Origin of the sequence: Gemmatimonas sp. (assembly GCF_036405635.1) — a bacterium.
Taxonomy (GTDB): domain Bacteria; phylum Gemmatimonadota; class Gemmatimonadetes; order Gemmatimonadales; family Gemmatimonadaceae; genus Gemmatimonas.
The window spans coordinates 1-9,625 of the sequence record NZ_DASWXE010000023.1; the positions used below are offsets into that span (position 1 = coordinate 1).

At 65.8% G+C, this 9,625-nt stretch carries 10 protein-coding genes; 8 read left to right on the forward strand and 2 right to left on the reverse strand.

The genetic code is table 11. From position 1 onward, the window contains the following. From VGE27_RS01130 to VGE27_RS01165, 8 genes are all read left to right on the forward strand, one after another. Nucleotides 1–301 (forward strand): hypothetical protein (locus VGE27_RS01130; RefSeq protein ID WP_331047786.1); only part of this gene is annotated, 301 nt, incomplete at its 5' end. A gap of 105 nt (nt 302–406) precedes the next feature. Beyond that, nucleotides 407–1,342 (forward strand): carbon-nitrogen hydrolase, encoded by a 936-nt coding sequence (locus tag VGE27_RS01135; RefSeq protein ID WP_331047787.1) that lies wholly within the window; start codon nt 407–409, stop codon nt 1,340–1,342. A gap of 1 nt (nt 1,343) precedes the next feature. After that, nucleotides 1,344–2,507 carry an agmatine deiminase family protein gene (locus tag VGE27_RS01140; protein ID WP_331047788.1) on the forward strand — a complete coding sequence of 388 codons (1,164 nt, stop codon included), beginning with the start codon at nt 1,344–1,346 and terminating at the stop codon, nt 2,505–2,507. Then, on the forward strand, nt 2,504–3,097 hold the full coding sequence (locus VGE27_RS01145; RefSeq protein ID WP_331047789.1) for a DUF2628 domain-containing protein: 594 nt from the start codon (nt 2,504–2,506) through the stop codon (nt 3,095–3,097). Before VGE27_RS01140 ends, VGE27_RS01145 begins: the two co-directional genes overlap by 4 nt. A 101-nt stretch (nt 3,098–3,198) precedes the next feature. Beyond that, a complete protein-coding gene (locus VGE27_RS01150; protein WP_331047790.1) occupies nt 3,199–3,780 on the forward strand; it encodes an RNA polymerase sigma factor in 582 nt (193 codons plus the stop codon). Between the two features lie 18 nt (nt 3,781–3,798). Then, on the forward strand, nt 3,799–4,434 hold the full coding sequence (locus VGE27_RS01155; protein WP_331047791.1) for an isoamylase early set domain-containing protein: 636 nt from the start codon (nt 3,799–3,801) through the stop codon (nt 4,432–4,434). After that, nucleotides 4,434–5,171 carry a hypothetical protein gene (locus VGE27_RS01160; RefSeq protein WP_331047792.1) on the forward strand — a complete coding sequence of 246 codons (738 nt, stop codon included), beginning with the start codon at nt 4,434–4,436 and terminating at the stop codon, nt 5,169–5,171. Before VGE27_RS01155 ends, VGE27_RS01160 begins: the two co-directional genes overlap by 1 nt. Then, nucleotides 5,168–6,622, forward strand: a complete 1,455-nt coding sequence (locus VGE27_RS01165) for a glycogen-binding domain-containing protein (protein ID WP_331047793.1) — start codon at nt 5,168–5,170, stop codon at nt 6,620–6,622. Before VGE27_RS01160 ends, VGE27_RS01165 begins: the two co-directional genes overlap by 4 nt. Nucleotides 6,623–6,902: 280 nt before the next feature. Here VGE27_RS01165 and VGE27_RS01170 read toward each other — a convergent pair whose 3' ends face one another. Further along, entirely contained in the window at nt 6,903–8,702 is a 1,800-nt protein-coding gene (locus VGE27_RS01170) for a hypothetical protein (protein ID WP_331047794.1), read from the reverse strand. 80 nt (nt 8,703–8,782) lie between these two features. Further along, nucleotides 8,783–9,442 carry an outer membrane beta-barrel protein gene (locus VGE27_RS01175; RefSeq protein WP_331047795.1) on the reverse strand — a complete coding sequence of 220 codons (660 nt, stop codon included), beginning with the start codon at nt 9,440–9,442 and terminating at the stop codon, nt 8,783–8,785. Nucleotides 9,443–9,625 lie beyond the last annotated feature (183 nt).

Here is a 9,625-nt window from a genome sequence, read left to right on the forward strand (position 1 = left end):
GTTTGCTGCCCGCAATCCACGGCTGGGAACGCGGGAGCGTCGCCGCGCCGCTCTCATCGCCGCCACGATCGGGCAGAGTATCCTGGCTCGACGGGCGCGGGCCGTCGCCGCAGAAAAAAAGGCGCTGTTCGACGACCTGCGCCGTATCCTGATTGCCTATCTCGAGCCCATGCTCGACGCACCCTCGTCAGCACCACTCGTCGAGATTGCCGGCGCATCGCCAGCCAAGCCCGCCGAGCGGCGTTCGACCAAGGCGCCGTCGAAATCCGTTTCCAGGTCAGTCAGCAAGTCCACGAAATGACACGTGCCCCGGCCACCGGGGTATGACGCGCGGCTGCGTGTGCACCTCAGGATCTTGCGCCGGGCGTACGTTGCCCTCGGCTTCCCCACTTGTGAGCTTTCCGGCATGGCCAACATCGTCACTATCGGAATCGTGCAGGACACGGCGTCCGATGATCTTGCGAGCAATGTCACCCGGGCCGTGGCGCGTGTGCGCGACGCGGCCGCCCGTGGCGCGCAGATCATCTGCCTGCAGGAACTCTTCAACGCGCCCTACTTCTGCAAGACGGTCCGCCCCGAGCGATTTGATATCGCCGAACCGGTGGACGGTCCGATCGTGCACACGTTCCAGGCCCTCGCCAAGGAACTCGCGGTCGTCATCGTGGTGCCGTTCTACGAGCGCGAAGCACCGGGGCTGTACCGCAATTCGGCGACGGTCATCGATGCCGATGGTGCCATCCTCGGCACCTATCGCAAGATGCACATCCCGCATGACCCGCTGTTCGAGGAGAAGTACTACTTCGCGCCGGGCGACGTGACGGGTGACCAGCGCAATGAACAGCATCCCGGCTACAACGGCTTCCGCGTCTGGCGCACGAAGTACGCCGACATCGGCGTACTGATTTGCTGGGATCAGTGGTATCCGGAAGGCGCGCGCATCACGTCGCTGCTGGGTGCGCAGATCCTGTTCTATCCGACAGCCATCGGCTGGCACCCGGGTGAGAAGCCCACGTTCGGCGACGCGCAGGTGGATGCGTGGCGCACGGCGCAGCGCGCCCATGCCATCGCCAACGGCGTGTTCGTGGCGGCGCCCAATCGGGTGGGCTTCGAGCCGGAGCCCGGCACGGACGGTCTCGAGTTCTTCGGGCAGTCGTTCATCTGCGATCCGTTCGGCCGCTATCTCGCACAGGGGGGCACCGAGCCGGAGATCCTGACCGCCACGTGTGACCTGGGGTTGATCGAAGAAACGCGTCGCAACTGGCCGTTCCTGCGCGATCGCCGCATCGATGCGTACGGCCCGATCACGCAGCGCTGGCTGGGTTCTTCACCGCGGGGTTCCTGACGTGGTCGTTGCTCCGGTCATCGCTGCGAATGCCGCCATCACGGCGGCCAACGCAGCCATCACGGCGAGCCTCGCCGCATCACGCAATCATGGCAGCGGTGTCGTGCCTCCCCTCCGCATGCCCGCGGAATGGGAGCGGCACGATGCCACGTGGATCGGCTGGCCCAATCACGAACCGGACTGGCCCGGAAAGTTTGCGCCCATCCCGTGGGTGTACACGGAAATCGTACGCGCGCTCGCGCCGTATGAGCGCGTGGACATTCTGTGTCACGACGAAAGCGTGATGGAGAGTGCGCAGCAGTGTCTCGCGCTGCATGGTGTCGATCCGTCCGGCTATCGCCTGCACCTGCAGCCCACCGATCGCGTGTGGCTACGCGATTCTGGTGCGACAGGCGTCATGCGCCCCGATGGCAGCATCGCGCTGGTGCAGTGGGGCTTCAACGCCTGGGCCAAGTACGACAACTCGGCGCTCGACGCCCATGTGCCCGCGCGCATGGCGGAGATCGCCGAACTTCCGCGCATCGAAGCACGACGTCATGACAACGGCGAGCCGCTCATTCTCGAAGGCGGCGGCATCGAGACCGATGGACTGGGCACGATGCTGGTGACGGAAGAGTGGCTGCTGTCCGATGTGCAGGTGCGCAATCCGGGCTTCACACGTGACGATTACGAGCGAGCGTTCGCCGAGTATCTCGGCATCTCGCAAACGATCTGGCTGGGCGAGGGCTGTGTCGGCGACGACACCCACGGACATATCGACGACATCGCGCGCTTCGTGGCGCCTGGTGTGGTCGTGCTGGCCCATGAAGAAGACACGTCGGACGAAAACCATGCGCGTTCGCTCGAGAATCTGAACCGTCTCAAGCAGGCCCGTGATGCACGCGGCAAAAAGCTCGACGTGATCACACTCCCGTTTCCGCGCGCGGTGATCATGGATGGCATGCGCCTGCCGGCCAGCTATGCCAACTTCTACATCGGCAATGGGGTGTGCATCGTGCCGACCTTCAACGACCGCAACGATCGGGTGGCACTGAACACGCTGGCCGAGGTGTTACCGGACCACGACGTGATCGGCATTCACGCCGTCGACCTCGTGTGGGGACTGGGCACGCTGCATTGCCTCTCACAGCAGCAGCCGGCGTCTGTCGAGGGTGGAAGCCGTTGACCAGTCCCACACCGGACAACCGGCCCGACGATCGGTCCTCCCCGGATCTGCCCCGCTGGGCGCAGCGCCCGACGAGTCAGGAGCCCCTGCTCTCCGATGAACGCATGGCCACCTACTTCGGGGCAAAGTGGGAGCGCGTGTACAAGCGCAAGCTGGCGCCGTTCCTCGAGGACCCGTCGTTTGTGCCCACGTGGAACTGGAGCGCGGCATTGGCGTTGCCGATGTGGTTTCTCTACCGCAAGCTGTACCTCCCGTTCGCGGTCTTCTTTCTGGTGCCCAACCTCGTGTTCCGGCTCCTGACGCGTTCGGATACGGCTCTTACGGTCGAAGCCCTGCGGAAGCCGGAGAACGAGTGGTTGTTGATGATGAATCTGGCCGTGCACCTGTCGTCGGCCATCGCGGCCGGCGGCACCGCCAACTGGCTGCTGTTTCGCCGGGCCCGGGCGGCATCGCATTTTGTGTCCGTGCAGCAATTGCCTCCCGCCGAGGGCACCAACCTGCTCCGCCGCATGGGCGGGGTGAATCGCCTGGCGACCGCGCTGTTCGTGTCGTTGTCGTTGGTCATTGTGATGGCACAGTACCGGGGATGAGGCCGGTATCACGGCCGTGGCCGTTTCGTTTCGTGCCCGGACCGAATCCGGTACCCTGAGCCAAGAGTGACGGAACGCGCGTTGGTGATGTTGTGTCTGTGATGACTGACGCCGAGTTGGTCGTCCGGACGCGCACCGGGGATCCGGAGGCGTTCGGGACCCTGGTATCGCGTTACTACGACGCATGCTGGCGGTTTGCTTACCACATGCTGGGAGAGCGGGCGGATGCGGAGGATGTGGTCCAGGAGTCTTTTCTCCGGGCCTATCTGGCGATCGCGCGATATGATGAGCGCGACCAATTTCGTGGCTGGCTCTTTCGAATTCTGACCAATCAGTGCCGCAACGCGCTCACTTCCCGCGGCCGTCGTACCCGACGGTTCGTGCAGGACGACATCGCTCTGGAAACGGCCCCGGCGGCTCCGCCTGGGCCGGCGACGAGCGTGGAGGACGCGGCACTCATTCGCGCGCTTGGCCAGCTCGACCCGGCGCAGCGCGAGGCGTTGTTGCTCAAGTATGCCGAGGGGTTGGAGTACTCGGAGATGTCGGCCATGACGGGCGCGGGCGAATCGGCACTGAAAATGCGAGTCAAGCGAGGCAGCGAACGGCTGCGTGCGCTACTCGGCCGTTCGATCGAGGACATACCGCCGGGCTCGATGCGGTCGCCGGGGGAACCCTCGACGTGATCCACCGTATGGTGCTGCATGGCTGATCCCATCGAATTCCCGTTCGGGCGTCCCACAGACGAGCCGGACTTCAGTGACGCCGAGGTCATGACCCGGTTGCGCGCGTCCTATCGCGCGCTGCCCACGCCGCCGCTTGCCCAGGTCCAGCAGTGCGCCGCCGCCGTACTGGCTCGTGCCGGCGCTTCCGGAGCTGCCGCGCCGGTGTCGCGGTCCGTTGGCCGTACGTTCCGCCCGCAGTGGTGGTGGGGCGCAGCAGCAGCCGCCACGCTGGTCGTTGGTGTCATGCGCCCGTGGCGTGGCGAAAAGACCCAGCACGAGGCGGACAGCGCCTTTGCCGCTGGTGCGGCGGCGCAGCCCACGGGCTCCACGCGTGATGAGGGCGACGGCGAGATCCGGTTCGATCTCACGTTGCCAAGCACCGCCAACGCAGTGGCCATCGTCGGCGACTTCAATGGCTGGGACGAAACCAAGACCCCCATGGCCAAGCGCGGCCGCGACGGTACCTGGTCCGTGCGCGTGCCGCTGAGCCCGGGGCGTTATACGTACGCGTTCGTGGTCGATGGTCGCGAGTGGCTGGTCGACGCCCTCGCCCCTCAGGTTCCTGATGCCGGCTTTGGCCCTGCCAATGCCGTGATCGTCGACGGCGAAGACTGATGACCCTGACCGGCGCCGCCTGGCTGCTGCTCGCACAGCTCGCGTCCGCCTCCCCGGCGGCCGGTGTGATGTTCGCGCAGTCCGCCACATCCTCGCAGCAGCGGATGGCGCCGGACGATCAGGCACTCCCGTCAGCTCAACAGCGCCAGCAGATCCAGTTCGACGCGGCTCGCTTCGATTCGGTGACCGCCAATACGCTGCGTGGGCTGTTCGAAGACGCCGTTGAGCTGGGGTTGCCCACAAGGCCACTGATCAACCGCGCCCTCGAGGGCTCGGCGCGACGCATGACGGGCGATCGCATCGTGAAGGTGGTGCGGGAACTGACCGCGGCCCTCAACGAAGCCAAGGTCGCCCTTGGTGCGGGCTCGACTTCCGACGAACTCGTGGCCGGCGCGGAGGCACTGCGCGCCGGCTACGATGCCCGGACGGTGACAGCCGTGCGCGCCACACGCACGCCCGGTTCGGCGGTGACCGCCCTGGTGGTGCTGACCGACCTGGCCCGGAGCGGCGTGCCCACGGGTACGGCCCGGGAGGCGGTCACCAGTATCGCCAAGTTGCCCCGGTCCGACGAAGCCCTGCTCGGCCTCCAGATGGCCGTTGCCAAGAACGCACAGCGCGGCCCGGGGATGGCCCTCGACGCGCTCAATCGCTATGTTCGAGGGACAATTCCCGGTTCCCCGGGATTGTCTGCACCCACGACGACTGATCGGAAACCGGTCCGGCCCCCAGACTCGTGACGCCCGCACGCCGCTCCTCCCGCGCGTCGCGCCGCCGCTCCCTGAAGAGCAGCGGGTGGGCCGTGCCATGCGCGCTGTCCGCAGCGTTTGCCAGCGTATCGCTGGCTGATACTGCCGAAGCGCAGTCCCGTGGTGAGGCGCCCATCGCGCCGGCTGCCACCATCGGTCCAGTCACCGAAGCCCCAACGCTTTCCGTGCTGGGCATCGCCGCCGTGCCTGATGGCAGCGGCGGCCCGCTCGCCCAGCGCAACGATCTCTGGCTTGGCGCTACGCAGCCCATTGGCCGGCTCGGCCGCGTGCATTTTGCGGCACTGGGCAGCGGCAACTGGCGTTTCCGTGAAGCCGCCGGCAACGATGCGCAGTCGCAGGGCATGGTGGCCGTTCGTGCGCGAGCTCGCATGGGCGAGCAGCGGGTCTGGAGTGCCATCAGCTACGGATATGCTGGTGGCAACGGAAACCCTGGCGCAGGCTTGATGTCCAACCTGCCAGGGTCGCAGGCCTCCGGTGGCGTGGACAACCGCGCCGCCGACACCACCGTTTCGCGCCGCATCGACATCGGTCAGGTCGGGCGCGCCGAAGCCGGTATCATGAGCAACTACGCCGGTGTGGAGTTCTCCATCGGCATGTCACTCGAGCGCGCCACACGCGTCACGACGCAGACCATCGTCGTCGATGAGCCAAGCTTGCCCGGCATGCCCACCAGCGGTTCGCGGGTTCTCAGCTCGCGCTCCCTGCGCACCATGCAACGGCGCGACCTGGCAACCGGCATGGCGTCAGCAGGGTTTGCCACGGGCAGCACCACCTGGCTGTTGTCTGTGTCAGCGCCGGTGGCGACCTGGATCAGCAGTGATGTGCTGGCGCCGACCGCACAGCCAATCCCGACGGTGGCGTCGCTCGCGGTGGTACAGCCGGTGACCGGATGGCTCTCTCTGGTCGGGGCCGCCGCCAGCAATGCTGCAACAGTCGGCCCCAACGCCCTGCGTGATCAGGTCGTGCAGCAGGCAGGTCGCACCAATCGGAGCTTCTCGCCGGTCGTTGCGCTCGGCATCCGTATCTCGCGCCTCCCCGGCGGAGACAATGATGCCACGCCTGGCGGCATTCTGGCCTTCGAGACCCGTACGCTGGGCACTGTCGATTCCATCTCCATCGAACAGGGAGCCCTCGAGCGCGATCACGAGGAGACCGACACCCTGCGAGTGGTGCTGCTTATCGATGCACCTCGTGCTGAGTCGGTGGAGCTGATGGGCGATGCGACGTCATGGACGGTCACGCAGATGCGCCGCCACACCAACGGCCGCTGGCGCGCCGAGCTCAAGCTCGCGCCTGGCATGCATCGTATCATCGTGCGGTCAGACGGCGGCAAGTGGGTTGCCCCGCCGGGCCTGCCGGTAGGCAACGACGATTACGGCACGCCGGTTGGTATGGTCATTATCAAGTCACCGAAGCACTGAATCAGTTTCGAATACAATCGCCCCCTCCACGGTGGCAGAAAACCAAATGCGGGCCCCGAGATACGTCTCGGGCCCGCGTTTGGTTTTACAGGGGTCGGTTTCCCAAGACCAAGCGCACGCCCAAAGCTCGGTCAACCTACAACCTGCGGCTTACGGCCTAAAACCGAGCCCCCTACGACCTGAAACAGGTTGTAGGGGGCTCGGTTCCAGGCGGTAGGTGTTACGTAGTAGGTAGGAGCCAACGCCGTTGCGCTTCCGGCGGCCAACCACGGGCGGAGACCTACTTGTTCCCGCTCTTCACTCGCACAACCTGCGTGGTGCTGTCAGTAATTCCCGCGCCACTCACCATCAGGGTGAGCTGATAGTCACCCGACGGCACCGATGGGAAGTTGAGCGTCAGACTGCGCCCCGCTCCGCCATCCGGCCGGCCGTTGTCGTTGTACTTGATCGACACCGGCGTGAGGGCCTTGGACAAGCCGATGGAACTGCCGAGTCGCTGGAAGAAGCTCGCACCCAATCGCGTGGCACGGAGTGAGACCTGCAGCGGCGCCGACGGACTCGCGTCGCGGTACATCTCCCAGTAAATGCCGATGGTGGTCCCGCCCTCGATTTCGGTGGAGCCGTAGGCCTGAGCGGCGTTCCGCTCCAGGGAGGGCGCCGGCGACGGATCACCGCGCTGCAGCAGCAGATAGTCCGAGAGACGTGTTTCGCGTGGCAGTGGCGACACCGTGTTGCGTGCACGAGCGACGCGCTTGCCCACGGGGGCGATCACTTCGACACTGGCCAGCATGGTGCTCGAGAACGGCACGAGCAGCGCACCATTGGCCGACGCGCTGTCCTTCACCGCCTGCAGTGGAGCGCGACCATCGAACGCGTCGAGCGTGAGGCCGGCCGTATACGGTGCACGTCCCATCTCGAGATCGCGCATCAGGCGATAGCCGCCGGCGAGAATGGTGGTGTCACCACCACGCCGGAAACGCGCGAACTGATATGGCAGAGCGCCATACCCAGCGCCGTAGCGCGTGGAATAGCGCATACGCGCCTTCTTGCGCATGGGCTCCCAGTCCTGATTGGTCGCCTGCGTCGGGTTGCCGATGGCCGACGGTGCCGGCATGAAGTCGTAGCTGGGCGTGGGTTCGTGTCCCACCACCTGCGGCGGACGCGGATCGGCCGCGCCACCATTCTGCACCGACCATGCCGTGGGCCAGCCATAGCGGAGCTGTGATTCCAGCAGGTCATCGCCCCATTGCATGTCGTACGGCAGGCGTCCGAGTGAGTGCACGCGTGAGATGGTGAAGCGCGAGTACCACTCGTTCTGCAGGTCGTTGCCGGACAACATCCACAGCGGCTGCCCAAGGCGGAACACCCGCGCGTTTTCCGTCGCACGGCCCGAGCACCCCAAGGCCTTGTAGTTGGCCTGCATGGCCGGGTCGAGCCAGAGCGTGAGATCGTTCCACGCGCAACGCTGCGCTTCCGGCATGGCGGCCAGCGCCTTGGCAAAGGCGGCCGTCGCGTCGGCATGGCGGTTGAGGTTGTGCAACGCCAATCCCTGCAACGCCGCACACCACCAGTCGGTACCGCCGCAGGCGCGCGCCGCCTCGAGTGCGAGCTCACCCTGCCCCCCCTCAACGGCATAACGCACGCGCATGCCGTTGACCCAATCGTCCTTCGGGTTTTCGCGCTGCGCCTTGGCCAGCACCTCGAGCAGGCCTTCACGTTCCAGCTTGGCGTCTGTACGCTCAGCCGGCGGCGGGACGTCACCGTTGTTGTTCCAATAGCAGATGCGCCCCAACGCCACTTCACAAGTGGCGTCCGCACCGCCGTTGTAGAAGCGCAAACCCAGGCGGTGACTGCGCTCGAAGGCATCCTGCTGCGAACGCGCCTCGTTCCCGGACGGCGTGATACTCGACGGCGAGCCACGGAGCGGATCAGCGGCGCGGGCCGCGGACCGGGCCGAGTCAGCCGCCGGGGAGTTGGCAGACGCAGCAGCGCCCGCCTGCGCGAGTAGTGTCGCGGAGGCGGGCGCGAAGATCATGGCGGCAGACGCCGCCGCCAGCAGGCGACGACGTACGAACATCATGGGCAAGTTCTGATTCACGATTCCAGTCTTCTGAGGGAAGGCGTAGTGCGAATCTACAGCCTCAGAAGCGCTGACGGGGATCAGAACGTGAACTTGAGTCCTGCCGTCAGCGCGAAGCTATGGGCGGTATTTCCGTTGACGCGAAAACCGATGGCATCTTCGGAGTTGAATCGACCGATCCAGTCCTTGGCCTGCAGACGCAGCGCCATGCCCGGTGTGAAGCCGATATCCATTCCTACCCCAAGCGTGTAGGCAACGTTCGTCGCCCGCACATTGAGGATGCTCGCCTCGATGTTGTTCGTCATGCCGCCGATGCCGACCGTGGCGAACGGCGCCAAACCTTCGGTGCGCGCGCCAAGACCACCGAGCTCAACGCCCGCATCGTACATCCACGTGTTGGCCGACCCCACATTGACACCGCCGATGATCGGAGCCCCTATGCGCAGGTCGCCCGACGAGTAGCCCAGGCTCCCCACCAGCGACACCATGCTGGCCAGCGGAAAGCTGGCCTGGGCGCCGAACACGGGACCGTTGGTGTTCTTGAGGCTCGTGCCTACCGGCCCGTCGTACCAATTGCCGTTGACCATGAATCCGGCAAAGGGCGTCAGCGACGCCCGCCCCCCGTTACCGGTCATGGGCGAGGTCTGCTGCGCGGCCAGAGGCATTGCCAGCGGCGCTGCGGCGAGCGTGGTCAGGACAGCGGCAACCGAAAAACTGCGCCGAACAAAGGCTGTGTTCATATGGGACACTCCAGGTGGATGACGAGGCGACATGGTGCACGGAGCGGACCAGCCCCGTCGCCTCGGACAAGCTCTTTCACCGCAACACGTTGTGATCAATCTATCCAAGAACACCATCGCATGTGTCCTACTGAGAGGACAGCCGGACGGAGCCACGTGGGTCAGTGGCTACGCGCCCGGCAC